This window comes from Pseudoxanthomonas mexicana (assembly GCF_001556105.1).
Lineage (GTDB): Bacteria > Pseudomonadota > Gammaproteobacteria > Xanthomonadales > Xanthomonadaceae > Pseudoxanthomonas_A > Pseudoxanthomonas_A mexicana_A.
This window is the reverse complement of sequence record NZ_LSIF01000025.1, coordinates 32,336-47,336: the sequence shown is the minus strand read 5'-3', so window position 1 is coordinate 47,336 and position 15,001 is coordinate 32,336. Positions and strand designations below refer to the sequence as shown.

The window sequence follows — 15,001 nt, the reverse complement described above, 5'->3', positions numbered from 1 at the left end:
CACCGGTTTCAACGATCCGGTTCAAAGCCCAGTTCGGTAATGAAGACGCCTTGGGCGTGGGCCGGCTTTCGATGAAACGGCCCGCTGCAGGCAGAGCGGCATGCGCGCAACGCCTCCAGCATCGTGGCCGGATTACGCAACGCCGGTACCACCAACAACGTGGCGTGCACCGTGCCTTGGCGTGCATCATCGGCGCGCCAGCCGGCTAGGCGCGTGCGCCGGATGATCGGGGCCGGGCCCTGTGCCAGAGCGCGTAGCGTATAGGGCCAGATTGCCGTGTTCTCGTGGGGCGGGGTGCAATGGCCTTGGCGGGGATCGCGGCTCCAGTAGTGCAGTGCAAAGCGCTGGTGTAGCCAGGCCACGAAGATTGCCGAGGCTTGGAACAGGCGGTGGCCCGAGATCTGCACGGCCTCCCACTCTGCGCGCAGCGTCCAGCCCCTTGCCGGGCGTATCGCATTCAAGACTTCAAGCAGGCGGGCGCGTTGCCGAAACTCGGCTGCGCGGCAACAGGCATGCACTCCGGCCATGTCGTGGAAGGCGGCCGAAGTGGCCAGTTCGCTACTCACCAAGGTCTGGTGCATGGTGACCAGCTCATTGACGTGGAACTGTTCAATCCTGCGCAGCACCTCCGCCTCGTCGGCCTGCAGCAGTTCGGGCGAGGGCGAGTGGGCGACCAGATGAACCAACAGGGCCAGGCATTCGAGCAGGCCCAGAAAATCCCCGGTTTCCAGATAGTAAGACGCCCCCAGAAGCGGGGGCGTTAGATCGTCCTCGGGAGGATCTCCGTCAAGAACGTACAGCTGTTCCACGGAACTAGGGGATGATCTTCTTGATCACCGCTTTCAGGCCGGTCTTGACCTCGGCATGGGTCATGACGGCCTTTGAGGCAGGCGAGGCCTTCCACTGTTCGTACTGCACATCCAGCTCGGCGCGTTCCTTGGCAGAGAACAGCTTGCGCGCCATCTTGAACATGGTCGTCTCTTCCTCGGTCGCGTGGTGGTCGACCATCTCGCCCAGCACCTTAGCCGCACCGGCAAAGCGCGGTGTTTCCACATCACTGGCCTTGACCTCGGGCAGCACGGTCAACTCCACAGCCTGGTGTTCGATGACGGCTTCGGCATGGGTTTTCAGGCCATCGCGATCGGCACGTTCCTTGAAAGCCGGATAGAAGTGCAGCTCTTCCCACTTGGCATGGGGAATGAGCGCGGCCTCGATGTCCTTGAGCAGCTCGGTGCGCTTCTTCTTCGCCCGATCGGTGGTGGAATTGATTTCCTGAAACAGCCCGCGAAGGGCGTCATGTTCTGCTTGCAGGGTGACCAGAATATCGCGTTGCATGGCTCTGTCCGTTGGGAGTGGCTAGGGACAGTTCCGCACGTTGGCCGTCAATGCAAAGTGATGGGCTAGCGGCCCACTCATTCGCCCACCACAATGGCTTCACTGGCAGTGCAAGAAGGGTATATCCAGCATTCGCTGGTGTGCTCACCCTGGCGCCAGCTGGTACAGAGGCGCAGACACCCAGCAGGCTTGAATGCTCCGCCGCCTCCTTACCAAGACGGCGAAGCAATCCCCGAAGGGTCAGGTGTTGCGCTGACGGTCCAAGTTGAAGGCGTCCGCGACCGCGGCCTTGGCACGCTCCCAAGTCAGGCGCGAGGAGCCCTTGAATCGATCCCATCCCCGTTCAAGGTCTGAAGCCAACTCATCATCCCAATCACGGTCAGCGTACTGGTTGCGGGCGTAGGTACCGTAGCGATAAGCCGGACGGAAATCGTCGAACTCATCGCCGGCCTGGCGATAGTCCGAACTCTCAAAGCGCTTGGCGTGCACGTCATCGCTGCGGCCATAGGCGCTGTAGGTGCGATCAGCGCGCTCCCAGGCATCTTTGGCCGCCGGTCGAGCACGTTCCCAATCCAGACTGGAGTCGCCGCGTTGGTTGTCCCAGTCCGACTGCAGGCGACGCTCGGTGTCTTCCCAGGTATCGTTGGGATGGTCACCACGGGCGACGGCACCGGCCTGATAGACGCCGGCGTAATCGCGCTGGAAATCGTGCTCGGCGGAATAGTAAGGGCGCAGCGGCGCCTCTTTGCTCCAGTATTCCACCTCGGCTGTGGGGTCCAGTCGTTCTGCCACGCTCTTGCCGGCGGCAGCGCCGGCTACCGTGCCCGCAGCGGCACCGATCAAGGTGCCAATCGGGCCAAACACCGTACCGGCCAGTGCACCAGCAGCCATGCCGCCGGCCACACCGCCGACCCCTACCCCTACAGGATGGGCGCCCGGAGCACCGGTAATGGGATCTCGATTTGCATCTGGGGAAGTATCACGTGTCATCGGAACGTCCTCGGTTCATCGCGGGCACGCATATCGTGCCTGCTGGGGGAAAAGATTCTTTGCGGCCCTAAAGCACTTTCCGCATTGTTCGCTACAGGTTGGTTGGCCGAGCAAAGCGGACAAAGCGAGCAGGGGGATTACCGGGTGGTGACTTTCAAGCCTGCAGCATCGACGTTCTTCACGCCTTTGATGCCACGGGCCACCTTGATGGCTTTGTCCTTCTCGGCTTGTGTGGCCACGGTGCCGGACAAGCTCACCACACCGTTGACGGTATCGACCTTGACTTCGGTGCCGGGGACATTCGAGCTGGCCAGCAGGTCAGCTTTGACTTTGGTGGTAATCCAGGTGTCATCCACAGGCTGGTGAGACTCATGCTGCGCCGCCTGCGTTTTCGGCTTGTTGTCCTTTTGCTCACCTGCCATACCCAAGGCAGGCAGGGACAGCATGAGTGCGCTGAGGGCCGCGAGTGTCATCGAGCGTTTCATCGGCAGTTCTCCTAAAAAAGATCATACGAACGAGGTGGTAAACAGCGATCTGAACCTCACGTCCCGACCGTGTGAGCTCATGCTGACCTTGCGAACGTCGAATGGCCGTGAAGCTTGGTGGCGTGATTCGTTGCCGGTTTCGTAACGATTTCCGACATAGCCTGTGTGCAGGTTTTCAGAAGGAACCGCTATGTCACCCATCAAGTCCTCGACTCGAGCACGCAAAGGGGCCAAAGCCACGGTTGAACGGCAGCGCGCCATCCAAGCCGAGGCGTTAGCCAAAGCCGCCAAAGCCCCCAAGGCGAAAAAGAAGGCGGTTCAGGCTGGCACCCGTAAGCAGCCCAAGCCGCCAATGACCCGGCAGCATCTGGACAAGCCGGGCATGGAGTCTGACCTGCAGCTGCAGCCTAAATTCCTGGCCCCTGACTACATTGGCAGTGGCAAGCTCCAAGGATTGTCGGCATTGATCACGGGAGGTGACTCAGGCATCGGGCGGGCTGTGGCGATCTTGTTCGCGCGCGAGGGAGCCGACGTAGCGATTGTCTACCTGAGCGAACACGAAGATGCCGAAGTCACGGCCGAGCACGTGCAAGCCCAGGGGCAGCGCTGCGTGCTTGTTCCCGGCGATGTAAGAGATCCGAAATTCTGCGAGGAGGCCGTCGCAGCGATGGTCAAATCCTTTGGCAGGCTCGACATACTGGTGAACAACGCGGCATTCCAGCAGCACGCGTTACGGCTGGAGGATATTTCGCCGGGACAACTTGCCGAAACACTGGAGACCAACATCGGCGGGTACTTCAACATGGCACGCGCTGCATTGCCGCACATGAAGCAGGGCGGCAGCATCATCAACTCGGGATCCGAAACCGGACTGCTGGGCAGTAAGCACCTGTTGGACTATTCGGCTACCAAAGGCGCTATCCACGCCTTCACCAAGTCCCTGGCTAGCAATCTTCTGCCGCGCGGTATCCGCGTCAACGCGGTGGCGCCTGGTCCAGTATGGACGCCGCTCAATCCTGCCGATAAAACGGCAAAAGATGTCGCCACCTTTGGGCAGGACAGTGACATGGGTCGCCCCGCCCAGCCGGAAGAAGTGTCCCCGGCTTACGTGTTCCTGGCATCATCCATCACCGCCTCCTACATCAATGGCATCATCTTGCCCGTGATGGGCGGCCCCGGCGGATAGTCGGGTAACCGGCAGCAAGTCTGGGTTTTATCTGTCTTTGCGCGTAAGTGAATCCAGGCATCAACGCTGCGACGATGATAGAACCTGCACGCGCCTTAAAGAGCGGGAGAACCTTGCGGTATGTGGTCTAAGCCTCACGGCCAATTACGTCGGCATTTGGCTTGAGCTAAGACGCCCTCGAAGCGTTCCAACTCCCGCTCATCCGAACTTGCGCGCGAATACCGCTCTGGGTCATCCAGGACATCCAGCACCACCGCCTGCGCGCTGCCGTCCTCGGACACGCTCAGGACAGACTCATAGACGCAAGCGCCCGAGTCCGTGCGCCAGCAACGCAGCACGCTGCCCTCCAGCCAAACGGCCCAACGCTCATTCATCTCCGAGGGCCAGATGGCGCCGTCTCTCAAACGAGAGAGCTCAACCGGGTCAAACACATGCCCGCAGCGAATAGGCCACCGGGCGCCCGTCAATGGTGCCAAGTCCTTCCTCCATCCCATAGTCTCTTCCTCTTCCCCACATCGAAGTGCGTCCATCGCCGTCCCACTGCCGACGATTCCCCTAACCCGCAGACGATAGTCGGCGTATCTGCAACCACACCCATAGTCGCGTAAAGGCGCTTTGCACCCATTCACTAGAGCGTACCGCGCTAGGCGCGTAGGTGCCATCATGCAAAGCGGTGACCTCGCATAATCAACACGTTGTATCGCGCCGTCTCTCACGCCGATGGTGCGAGAGATTGCGTTGGCGCGGTCTCTCACATTACATTTTGACGCGGTCTTGACCGCCCAGCGTTTCCACTGATCGCAGTCGACGAGGATGCCAGGAATGGGACGCTTCGATACCGAGCGCTATACCGAGTTTCTCTCGGTGCTCTTGCCCAAGTCAGGCGTCGCCCAGTGCATGCATTACCCGGGCATGACGCCGATCCCGGAGGGCTATGACAATTTTGCCCACGCGCATGCAGGGCAACTCGAGCTCCTATGGCAAGATGTTTGTCCTGCATATGCGTTGGCGTTAGTGGCACTCGGTAGCTACACGCTTCCACGCGATGATGCGGAGATGGAAGTCCTGTGGGATGAGTTGGGCGGAGATTCGACCTTGCTTTGGCCGCAGGTGCGTCCCATCATCGAGCGTGCGTGGATCTGGCTACAAGCCCATGCAATGCAGGCAAGAAGTCATCAGCTCTCCTGAGGTCGCGTTCCAGCCTGCAGTGAGGTAGGCTCGGAGATCGGGCAGCGGTTGAAGGTACTGCGAAATTCACGCGAACTGGCCATCACCTCGCGCCTTGCCCGGTTCACGCCACCGAGCGGTCGATGCTCCGTTACCGCATTCCAGGGACTGAAGGCCAAACGACGTTCCTGTTCCTCCGCCTCGGGCGACCAGGCAGGCTGCGGCGGAACGATCAGGCTGGCCACCGTCTGCCAAGGACTGTCTTGCTCAGACCAAACCGCGGCCGCATCCTCAATCGGCATGCGGTCCACATCCCGGCATAGCTGTACCCGGAAATCCCACAGCAGATCGTATATCCCGGCGCTGACCACCTCGTCGATCGCGGTGCGCTGTGCATCGTTGGTGCCCTCAATGGGTGAATCGCGCAGCTGCTGCAAGGCTGCCGCTCGCGGAGCCAGCGAGAACTTCGCGATGTATCGGCCATAGAGGAAAGGAACCTGTGAGAAATAGGTCTCCCCCAATGGATGATGCTGGGGCTCACCCCCCAGTCCTTTGAGCTTGCCGCTTTCCACGCCCAGCCATTCCAGGGCTGCTTCTGTTCCGCGAAGGGTCGTAGAGATGACTTCTTTGGTACGCGGCATCTTCTCGGTGGTGGACGCCAACAGCTTCACCGCCCCGAGAAATTTGGCCGGGCTAGGGGCGGAAAAAGTCGGTCCATTGACCATCAGAAAATCCTGGGAACTCCCTGGCAGGCTTTCTGGCAGGCGCTGGCCCGCCACGTCAAGCACCTTGATAGCCAACGCGCGCGGCGTGGACACCGTATCGGGCAGCTGTTCGGCCGGGGGCGAGGAAAACCGTACGATGGCCTGGTACAGACCGGGATGAGCAAAGATGCCTTGCGCCAGTTCCTCAGGCAGATCTGCGTGGACTCGAAAGGCAGCCCTGAGCAACGCTTGGCCTTTGGCATGCACAGCACGGTGCGCGGTGCCTTCCTGTTGGGCGACCGTCTGGGCCATGCCCAAGAACGTCTCCTTCAACGCGGCAATGGCCTGCGCCTCATCTTCTGGGCGCTGTTCCATGGCGGGTTGATAGGCGATCGGCGGTCCAAGAGCGGCCATGTGCGTACCTGATCAGTTTGTGGCAGGGGTAATGCGATCTTGGTTGGCAACGTGCATGCGGGCGATGATGCGCGCTATCAGCGCCAAGCGTTGACGCACCCAGCTATCGGCCCAGCGTTTTGCTTCATCGAGGGAGGAGTAGATGGTGTGCTGCGGAACGACATACGCGGCTGGAAGCGCAATGCGCGCCTCCCATTGCGTGCCCGAGGCCTCGATCTGGACAATGGGCACCGACGCGAAGAGCAGTGTGCTCTTACCGGGGTTATCCACCCACCAGAAGTCGGCCGGAAGTCCAGACGGGGCAGAAGGTCGGCTTGCAGTAGACGAGGAGGGCATGGCAGTCGGACAGTGCCTTGATTTCCCCACCTTAATCCTTGCTTGTGTAAACGCAGTGAACCGGCGCACGTGTGGGTGCTGACGCTACCTTCACAGCCACACTTCTTAGATGCACCGGACTCCCAAATTTTGCGGTGCGCTCATGGCACGTCCCATCTGGACAGGCTCCCTCTCCTTTGGCCTGCTCAACGTTCCGGTATCGCTGATGTCCGGCGAGCGACGCACCGACCTGAGCTTTCGCATGCTCGACTCGCGGGACAAGAAGCCGATTCGCTTTGAGCGGGTCAATGCCGACACCGGTGAGGAAGTGCCGTGGAAGGACATCATCAAGGCCTTCGAATACGACAAGGGTAGCTATGTGGTCATCGACAAGGAAGATATTGCCGCGGCCGCACCGGAGACCCACGAATCGGTGGACGTTGAAGCCTTCGTCGATGCCTCAAGCATCAACCTGCGGTTCTTTGAGAAGCCTTACATTCTGGTGCCGGGCAAGAAGGCGGAGAAAGGGTATGTACTCTTGCGGGAAACGCTGAAGAACACCGGCAAGGTGGGTATCGCTCGCGTGGTCATTCGGACCCGGGAGTACATCTGCGCGGTGATGCCCGATGCCGAAGCACTGGTGCTGATCCTGCTGCGTTACCCACAGGAACTTGTCGATTTTGATGAGTACAAGCTACCTACCGGCTCGCCTGCCGATTTTCGTGTGGCGCCAAAAGAACTGGAAATGGCCGAACAGTTGATCAACTCCATGACCGCTCAGTGGACCCCGGGTGACTATCACGACGAGTTCCGGGAGCGCCTATCGGCCATCATCAAAAAGCGGATCAAATCGGCAGGGGCGACAACGAAGTTTGAAGAGCCCGAGCATCGCGAGGATGCGGCGACCAATGTGGTGGACTTCATGTCCTTGCTGCAGCAGAGCCTGGATACCAAAAAACGTACGCCTGCGAAGGCGGTGGGCAAGACGCCGGCGGCCAAGGAAAAGAAGACTCGCAAACCCACCAAGGCGGCAAAGAAAGCGCCTGCGCGCAAGAAGTCCAGCGGCTAATGCACCGGTGCGAATGATCCGCTTTCATGCTGGTGCCCATTGGCGATCCGATCCACAATTCCGGCCCCTCCTTCATACCGGCCACGACAAGACCGATATGCGTATCGGAGGCACTTGCCTGGAGGACGTGACAGGATCAGCGCCGCTAATCAGCGGCGTTCTGCTGTAAAAAAAAGGGTATCCGGAATCTGGTGTGGGTTTCAGGGTTTATGGCTGTTGTAGCTCTCATTTCAAAAGACGGATTCTAGTGTTGGAACCGAGAACGAGCATGCTAAGCTAGAAACCGGATTTCAGTGTGGGCTCGCCCAGGTGTTGAGTGACCGATTTTCTGCAGTTGCGTAGCCTCAATACACTTGAAGTCGTAGGCGATGACGAGCGCTATGTCGTCAAGGCTGAAGGCGTTGCGCCAGTGGCAACCTGCCCGCTGTGCAAGGTCGGACGTTTGCACGGTCACGGCTCACAAGAGCAGTCGTTTCAGGATACGCCGACGCACGGCAAGCCGGTCGTGGTGTTCATCCAGCGCAGGCGATATCGCTGCATCTCGTGCAATAAGACGCTCTTCGAGCCTGTCGCCGATCTCGACAGCAAGCGTCAAGCCACGGCCCGCCTGGTGCGTTATATCCGTAAAGAGAGCTTCACCAAGACCTTCGCGGCGCTGGCGCGCGAAGTGGACTTGGACGAGAAGACGGTCCGCCACGTCTTTGACGACTTCATCGAGGAGTTCGAGGCCAAGGTCCGGTTCCGGACGCCCCGCATCCTGGGGATCGACGAGCTCAAGATCATCGGCCAGTACCGGGCGATGATCACCAACATCGAACGCAAGACGGTATTCGACCTCCGGCCGAGCCGGGCCAAGGCCGACCTGTTGCCCTATTTCCGCAACCTGCGGGACAAGGACACCATCGAGTGGGTGGCGATGGACATGTACCACGTTTACAAGCAGGTGGTGCGTGCCACGCTGCCGCAGGCGCGGATTGTGGTCGATCGTTTCCATATCCAGCGGATGGCCAATGACGCGCTGGAGAAGCTGCGCAAGCGCATTCGCAAGGATCTGCCGGCTCGGCAGCGCCTCAAGCTCAAGGATGAGCGCTTCCTGTTGCTCAAGCGGCAGCACGATCTGAAGGGCGCAGACATGACACGGGCCCTGGAATGGTTCCGCCAGTTTCCCCAGCTCGGGGAGGCGCACGCCCTCAAGGAAGGCTTCTTGTCGATCTGGGATCACAAGAGCCGTCCGGAGGCTGAAGCGGCATGCGCGACGTGGTTAGGCAACATTCCACCGGAGCTGGCGGCCACGTTCAAGGATCTGACCACCGCCGTGCACAACTGGCACGACGAAATCTTCTCTTACTTCGAACAACCCATTACCAATGCCTATACTGAATCCGTCAACCGACTGGCCAAAGACATGAACCGCATGGGCAGGGGCTACAGCTTCGAGGTGATTCGGGCGCGGATGCTCTACAACGAGAAGGCGCGCAAGGACGGGGCCGTAGTCGAGACCGTAGATGTCGATGATGACCAGGTATCAACGAACTTCGAGTTCCAGCGAATGACGATGGCATCGATCCGCAAGAAGCAGGTCAGACGCGTGGTCGAATATGGACCTTACATTCCGACGTTGGTGCGGCTGCTCGAAGAGGGGTATTTCGAGTAAACCTTGACCCATCGCACAAGCCCCGAAGCTTCAACCTGGGTGTTTGGCTCAACGGATGAAGCTGAGCATTTGGGCCTGAACGCTCAGCACAGCACTACCCCGCGCAGCAGGACAGTTGCTTCACATCCTTGGTGAAAGTCTGCGCTGCGAGCTTCAGTCCCTCGACCATGGTCAGGTAAGGGAACAACTGGTCGGCCAGCTCCTGCACCGTCATCCGTGCCCGGATGGCGAGCGCGGCCGTCTGAATCAGTTCGCCCGCCTCGGGGGTCACCGCCTGCACACCGAGCAACCGGCCAGTGCCGGCTTCCGCGACCAGCTTGATGAAGCCACGTGTGTCGAAGTTGACGAGCGCCCGGGGCACGTTGTCGAGTGTCAGCGTGCGGCTGTCGGTCTCGATGCCGGCATGGTGTGCTTCGGCTTCGCTATAGCCCACGGTGGCGACCTGGGGATCGGTGAACACGACCGCCGGCATCGCCGTCAGGTCCAGCGCCGTGTCGCCGCCGGTCATGTTGACCGCGGCGCGGGTACCGGCCGCCGCTGCGACGTAGACGAACTGCGGCTGGTCGGTGCAGTCGCCCGCGGCGTAGATGTGCGGTGTGCCGGTGCGCATCCCATTGTCGATGATGATGGCGCCCTGCGCGTTGACCGCGACACCTGCCGCGTCGAGATCCAAGGCGCGGGTGTTCGGTGTGCGGCCGGTGGCGACCAGCAGTCGGTCAGCGCGCAGTTCGCCGCGCCCGGTCGTGAGCACGAATGCTCCGCTTGCAAAGGCCACCTCACTGGCCTGCGTGTGCTCCAGCACTTCGATGCCTTCGTTGCGGAACGCGGCCGTGACGGCTTCACCTATAGTGGGATCTTCGCGGAAGAACAGCGTGTTGCGCGCCAGGAGAGTCACCTTGCTGCCGAGTCGGGCAAAGGCCTGCGCGAGTTCGACCGCCACCACCGACGAACCGATCACCGCCAGCCGCTCGGGAATACGGTCGCTGACCAGCGCCTCGGTGGAGGTCCAGTAGGGGTGCCCTGCAAGCCGGGGATCGGCGGAATCGCCGGGCTGGCGCCGGTGGCGATCAGGCAGCGGTCGAAGGCGACTGCGCATTCGCCGCCTTCTGCCAGTTGCACGTTCAGATGGCGGTCGTCCAGGAAGCGGGCGTCGCCGCGTAGCACGGTGATGGCGGGAGTGCTGGCCAGAATACCTTCGTACTTGGCGTGACGCAGTTCGTCGACGCGCTCCTGCTGCTGCGCCAGCAAACGCTCGCGCAGGATCGCCGGCGAAGCGGCCGCAATGCCGTCGTCGAACGGACTCTCGCGCCGTACATGGGCGATATGCGCGGCACGGATCATGATCTTGGACGGTACGCAGCCGACATTGACGCAGGTACCGCCGAGGGTGCCTCGCTCGATCAAGGTGACGCGCGCTCCTTGCTCGACGGCTTTCAGCGCCGCCGCCATCGCCGCGCCGCCACTGCCAATCACAGCGACGTGCAATGCCGGCTCTGCATCTCCGCGCTTCGGCTCGCCGTTTAACCCGCCCAGCGTCTTGTTCAACAGGTCCGCAGGCTTGCTCGGCATGTCGGCAGCCTGCGCCCGGTAACCGAGTGCAGACACGGCGGCGACCAGCGGTGCCATCTCCAAATCGGCGCCCGCATCAGCCGTGATTTCAGCCCGCCGTTGCGGATAGGACACCGCTGCCGAACGCACACCGGGCACCTTCTCCAAAGCTTGCCGGACGTGCTCGGAGCACGCCCCGCAGGTCATGCCATCGACGTGCAGTGTGATCGCCTCGGTCATGGGACGATCACTTCTTGACCGTGGAAGGGTAGCCTGCGTTCTCGGTGGCTTTGGTCAAGGCGGCTGGCGTCGTCTTGGTGTCGTCGTAAGTCACCACCGCTTCCTTGGGCTCCCAGGTCACCTTGGCTTCAACGACGCCTTCGACCTTGGACAACGCCTTCTTGACCGTGATCGGACAGGTGGCGCAGGTCATGCCCGGTACCGACAGCGTGACGGTTTTGGTGGCGGCCCAAGCTGGAGCGCTCAGGGCTACAGTCAAAGCGAACAGTGCGACAAATTTCTTCATGACAGTCTCCTTCAGTAGAACAGGGGCATGACGTAGGGGAACGCGAGGGCGATCAGTACCAGGGCGGACACGATCCAGAAAATCACCTTGTAGGCTGTTCGCACCTGGGGCACGGCACACACGTCGTCCGGTGCACAGGCGCGGGCGGGCCGGAAGATGCGGCGCCAGGCGAAGAACAGCGCGACGAGCGCGGCGCCGATGAAGATCGGCCGATACGGTTCGAGCGCGGTTAGGTTGCCGATCCAGGCGCCAGAGAAGCCTAGCGTGATCAGCACCAGCGGGCCGAGGCAGCAGGTCGAGGCAAGGATGGCGGCCAAGCCGCCGGCAGCCAGTGCACCGCGGCCGTTGCTAGGTTTTGCCATGAGGGTCTCCTTCCGGGACTTTGCGTGATGCGCTAACGTTACTTCCGTAGCCAAGTACGGAGTCAAGCGCCATGATGAACATCCCGGAAACCCTGACCATCGGGGCCTTCGCCAAAGCAGCCGGGGTCAACGTGGAGACCATCCGGTTCTATCAGCGCAAGGGCTTGCTGCTGGAGCCGGATCGGCCCATCGGCGGCATCCGCCGCTATGGGCCGACGGACGTGGACCGGGTGAAGTTCGTGAAGTCCGCTCAGCGCTTGGGCTTCAATCTGGACGAGGTTGCGCAATTGCTCAAGCTGGAGGACGGCACCCATTGCCACGAGTCCGCCGACCTCGCGGCAGCGCGGCTGGCGGATGTGCGCCTGCGGCTGGCCGATCTCCAGCGCATGGAGTTGGCGCTATCCCAATTGGTCAAGGCATGCAGGTCGAGCCAAGGCAAGGTGACCTGCCCACTGATTGCTTCCTTGCACCGACATGCGCCAGCAGGAAAAACCCACACTGAAGGCTTGAAACGGACGAGCCTGCGAAACTAGAAACCTACAAGCAAGAACAGTCAGACAAGCAAGTGCTTTAGCTGTCGTCCCACACTAAAATCCGGATACCCAAAAAAAAAGGGAGCCCCTGTCTGGTGTCATCGGGGCACGAGGCGCTGGCGTCGCTTCTGCGATGCAAGATTTGTTCCGCGAGCCCAGGCCCGAATATCGGGGGGTCAACTTAAGGGGCGACCGGCGTACTGAGGCCGCCTGGCGGAAGCGAGTGGGAGAATGGAGCCCGACTATGCGCTGGTGGCAGTCCTGGCTTCAGATACCTCGTCATTGTCTTGATCAGGACCGTCCAGATCCGCCAGTCGGTAGCCAGCCTGCTTGACCGTTTGCAACAGCGCCGGACTGAAGTCCCGGTCGATGGCACGGCGCAGGTTGTAGAGATGGCTGCGAAGCACATCCGAATCGGGCAGCTCATCCCCCCAGATCTCGCGTTCGATTTCTCGCCGGCTGACCACACGCGGTGATTCGCGCATCAGGATCTGCAACAGCTTCATGCCTACAGACGCGATGGCGATCGGTTTGCCCGCGCGGCGCACCTGTTGACTCATCGGATCCAGGGTCAGGTCCGCCACCTGCAGCACCTGGCCGCACAGTTCCTTGCGGTTGCGCCGGATCACGGCCTTTAATCGCGCCTCCAACTCCTGGGCGGAGAATGGCTTGGTCAGGTAGTCGTCGACCCCTTGTTCCAGCCCTGCAATCTTGTCTTCCAACGTGTCCCGAGCGGTCACCATGATGATGGGGGTGCCCATGCGATCGATTTCTCGCAGGCGTTTGACCACTTCCAGGCCATCCATCCGCGGCAAGTTACCGTCCAGCACGATGGCGTCGTACCGGTTCTCACTGGCCAGGCGGTAACCCTCCAATCCGTCCATGGCGTAATCCACGTCAAAGGACCGCGACTCGAGGTAGCCGCCCACGGTTTGGACCAGTGCGCGATTGTCTTCCACCAACAAAACGACCCCGGAACTTGGCATAGCTCACCTTCACTATTCAGTTTGGTGAAAATGCCGAAGGGGCTGTCAACACATCGTGAAGACAGCGGGCTCAATGAGCGTCGGCACCTGCGACTTCGTCCAACAGCTTGGGAACCCATGCGGCCAATTCACGCGCCAGGAACCCCACGCTACCGATTTCAGAACTCAGGAGCTCACCAGCTCGTCCATGAAGCCACACGCCCCAGGCACTGGCTTGTTCGACCGAGGCACCTCGAGCAATCAATCCAACGATCAGGCCGGCCAGTACATCCCCCGAGCCCGAGGTTCCCAGCCCCGTGCAACCTCCCCGGTGCACCCACAAGCGACCGTCAGCGGCCGCAATCCACGTGACGGGCCCCTTGAGCACTACCAGCACATTGAGGTTTGCAGCGACTTGGAGTGCGATCTCGGCGCCGCGAGTATGGACCTGCTCAATGTCGACATCGAGCAAGGAAGCCATCTCCCCGGCATGCGGGGTCAGGATAGGACAGTGGCGCAGGGCATGCGGCTGATGGAAGCCGGCGATTGCGCCGGCATCAGCGACCAACGGGCAGTCCAGGATCGGGCTCAGTCGCTTCACCATCGAGCGCAGTGACTGCGTGTCCTCCATGCCGGGACCCAGCAGGACCCCATCGGCTCGCGCCGCCGTGTGCTCCAGCGCGCTGCTGCTGGTGCTGGAGCCAGCCGCCGTTTTAGGAAGCGGCAGTACTTTTGCTTCTGGCAGCGCCAGCCCTACCGGCAATGCGATGTCTTGGGGCACGCCAACGGCCAACTTGCCGGCGCCGGCACGCAAGGCGGCCTCACCCGACAGCAACGCAGCGCCGGGCACGTGCAGGGATCCGGCAATAACCAGCACGCGACCGCGGTCCTCTTTGCTTTGACTGCCTTCAGGAGAGGGTAGGGGCCACGTCTGGAGCAACGCCTGATCGGTCTCAGTGGCGATGCCTGCGCTCATTTGGGTCCTGCCGGTGTGTCGGCAGCCACGGTGACCTCAGCGGTGGCCGCCAACTGATCCGGAACGTAGTTGGCCCGAATCAGCCCGAAACGTTGCTCATCGTCAGAGCCAAACCCGTACTCGGTGACAGAGCAGTTCGGTACGTCCGCCAGTTTGTCGATGTCCAGAATGGCTTTCTCATCCAGGCACTCAAGCAGATAGCGAAAGCAATTCACGATCACTTGGTGAGCGACGATCACCACCCGCTCGCCCACGTGATCCCGGCGCAACACCTCCACCACGCTACGCAGGCGCAGGATGACATCGCACCAACTTTCGCCACCCGGGGGCCGAAAATAGAACTTGCCCACCAAGGCACGTTGTTCAGCCAAGGCTGGGAACTGCTGCCGGATGCCTTGGACCGTATATCGATCCAAGATCCCGAACTCTTTTTCCCGCAGTCGCTCATCGACATGGATATCGTCCACGTCTGCCTTCAGCGCTTGAGCTACCGCCTCGCACGTCTGACGCGCCCGAACGAAGGGCGAGCTCATGAAGTGGGTGGGGCGTTGGCTAAGATTGAGCGTGTTAAACCAATCGGCAAGCGCTTGTGCCTGGCGTTCACCCAGCGCAGATAACGGCGTGTCGGCATCACGATGCTCAAGATCGATGAGGCTGGCACCGCTGAGCTCGGCCGCATCGCGTGCCACGTTGCCCGCGCTTTGTCCATGACGGACGATCCATAGCCGCTCAGGCCAATCGGTATGTTGAAGTCGCGGCATCCGGCTCCTCC

General features: G+C 61.1%; 16 protein-coding genes and 1 pseudogene. 5 read left to right on the top strand and 12 right to left on the bottom strand.

Annotated features, from left to right (window positions below):
- Positions 1–8: 8 nt before the first annotated feature.
- From AX730_RS03180 to AX730_RS03165, 4 genes are all read right to left on the bottom strand, one after another.
- Complete coding sequence (locus tag AX730_RS03180) at positions 9–809, bottom strand: hypothetical protein (protein ID WP_062351823.1); 801 nt, start codon at positions 807–809, stop codon at positions 9–11.
- A gap of 4 nt (positions 810–813) precedes the next feature.
- Positions 814–1,335 (bottom strand): hemerythrin domain-containing protein, encoded by a 522-nt coding sequence (locus tag AX730_RS03175; RefSeq protein WP_062351820.1) that lies wholly within the window; start codon positions 1,333–1,335, stop codon positions 814–816.
- A gap of 240 nt (positions 1,336–1,575) precedes the next feature.
- Positions 1,576–2,325: a hypothetical protein gene (locus AX730_RS03170; protein WP_062351817.1), complete on the bottom strand. Its 750-nt coding sequence runs from the start codon at positions 2,323–2,325 to the stop codon at positions 1,576–1,578.
- Between the two features lie 137 nt (positions 2,326–2,462).
- Entirely contained in the window at positions 2,463–2,747 is a 285-nt protein-coding gene (locus AX730_RS03165; protein WP_407071469.1) for a BON domain-containing protein, read from the bottom strand.
- A 253-nt stretch (positions 2,748–3,000) separates the two neighbouring features.
- Here AX730_RS03165 and AX730_RS03160 point away from each other — a divergent pair, with 253 nt between their 5' ends.
- Together AX730_RS03160 and AX730_RS03150 are read left to right on the top strand one after the other, a co-directional pair.
- Positions 3,001–3,996 carry an SDR family oxidoreductase gene (locus AX730_RS03160; protein ID WP_062351811.1) on the top strand — a complete coding sequence of 332 codons (996 nt, stop codon included), beginning with the start codon at positions 3,001–3,003 and terminating at the stop codon, positions 3,994–3,996.
- Positions 3,997–4,818: 822 nt separating this feature from the next.
- On the top strand, positions 4,819–5,184 hold the full coding sequence (locus tag AX730_RS03150; protein WP_062351805.1) for a hypothetical protein: 366 nt from the start codon (positions 4,819–4,821) through the stop codon (positions 5,182–5,184).
- On the opposite strand, the gene AX730_RS03145 is transcribed toward AX730_RS03150, so the two are convergent.
- Positions 5,172–6,281: a catalase family protein gene (locus tag AX730_RS03145; protein WP_062351802.1), complete on the bottom strand. Its 1,110-nt coding sequence runs from the start codon at positions 6,279–6,281 to the stop codon at positions 5,172–5,174. The two genes, AX730_RS03150 and AX730_RS03145, sit on opposite strands and share 13 nt — an antisense overlap.
- Before the next feature lie 12 nt (positions 6,282–6,293).
- Entirely contained in the window at positions 6,294–6,551 is a 258-nt protein-coding gene (locus AX730_RS03140) for a hypothetical protein (protein ID WP_062351799.1), read from the bottom strand.
- Positions 6,552–6,759: 208 nt separating this feature from the next.
- On the opposite strand from AX730_RS03140, the gene ku reads away from it, so the two are divergent.
- Positions 6,760–7,665: a non-homologous end joining protein Ku gene (gene ku, locus AX730_RS03135; protein WP_062351796.1), complete on the top strand. Its 906-nt coding sequence runs from the start codon at positions 6,760–6,762 to the stop codon at positions 7,663–7,665.
- A gap of 316 nt (positions 7,666–7,981) precedes the next feature.
- Entirely contained in the window at positions 7,982–9,319 is a 1,338-nt protein-coding gene (locus AX730_RS03130) for an ISL3 family transposase (RefSeq protein WP_062351793.1), read from the top strand.
- A gap of 94 nt (positions 9,320–9,413) precedes the next feature.
- Here AX730_RS03130 and merA read toward each other — a convergent pair.
- The 3 genes and pseudogenes from merA to merT form a co-directional block, all read right to left on the bottom strand.
- Positions 9,414–11,074 (bottom strand): annotated as a pseudogene (gene merA / locus AX730_RS03125) (mercury(II) reductase).
- A gap of 40 nt (positions 11,075–11,114) precedes the next feature.
- Entirely contained in the window at positions 11,115–11,393 is a 279-nt protein-coding gene (gene merP, locus AX730_RS03120) for a mercury resistance system periplasmic binding protein MerP (RefSeq protein ID WP_028839823.1), read from the bottom strand.
- 11 nt (positions 11,394–11,404) lie between these two features.
- Complete coding sequence (gene merT / locus AX730_RS03115) at positions 11,405–11,755, bottom strand: mercuric ion transporter MerT (protein ID WP_046621378.1); 351 nt, start codon at positions 11,753–11,755, stop codon at positions 11,405–11,407.
- Positions 11,756–11,826: 71 nt separating this feature from the next.
- Here merT and merR point away from each other — a divergent pair, with 71 nt between their 5' ends.
- Positions 11,827–12,288: an Hg(II)-responsive transcriptional regulator gene (gene merR / locus AX730_RS03110; RefSeq protein WP_062351790.1), complete on the top strand. Its 462-nt coding sequence runs from the start codon at positions 11,827–11,829 to the stop codon at positions 12,286–12,288.
- 242 nt (positions 12,289–12,530) lie between these two features.
- On the opposite strand, the gene AX730_RS03105 is transcribed toward merR, so the two are convergent.
- The 3 genes from AX730_RS03105 to AX730_RS03095 all read right to left on the bottom strand — a co-directional run bounded on the left by AX730_RS03105 (position 12,531) and on the right by AX730_RS03095 (position 14,990).
- Positions 12,531–13,274 (bottom strand): response regulator transcription factor, encoded by a 744-nt coding sequence (locus AX730_RS03105; protein ID WP_062351788.1) that lies wholly within the window; start codon positions 13,272–13,274, stop codon positions 12,531–12,533.
- Positions 13,275–13,344: 70 nt separating this feature from the next.
- The gene (locus AX730_RS03100; RefSeq protein WP_062351786.1) at positions 13,345–14,229 is read right to left on the bottom strand and encodes an NAD(P)H-hydrate dehydratase; all 885 of its coding nucleotides are present in this window, start codon (positions 14,227–14,229) and stop codon (positions 13,345–13,347) included.
- Positions 14,226–14,990 carry a histidine phosphatase family protein gene (locus tag AX730_RS03095; RefSeq protein ID WP_062351785.1) on the bottom strand — a complete coding sequence of 255 codons (765 nt, stop codon included), beginning with the start codon at positions 14,988–14,990 and terminating at the stop codon, positions 14,226–14,228. Before AX730_RS03095 ends, AX730_RS03100 begins: the two co-directional genes overlap by 4 nt.
- Between the last annotated feature and the right edge of the window lie 11 nt (positions 14,991–15,001).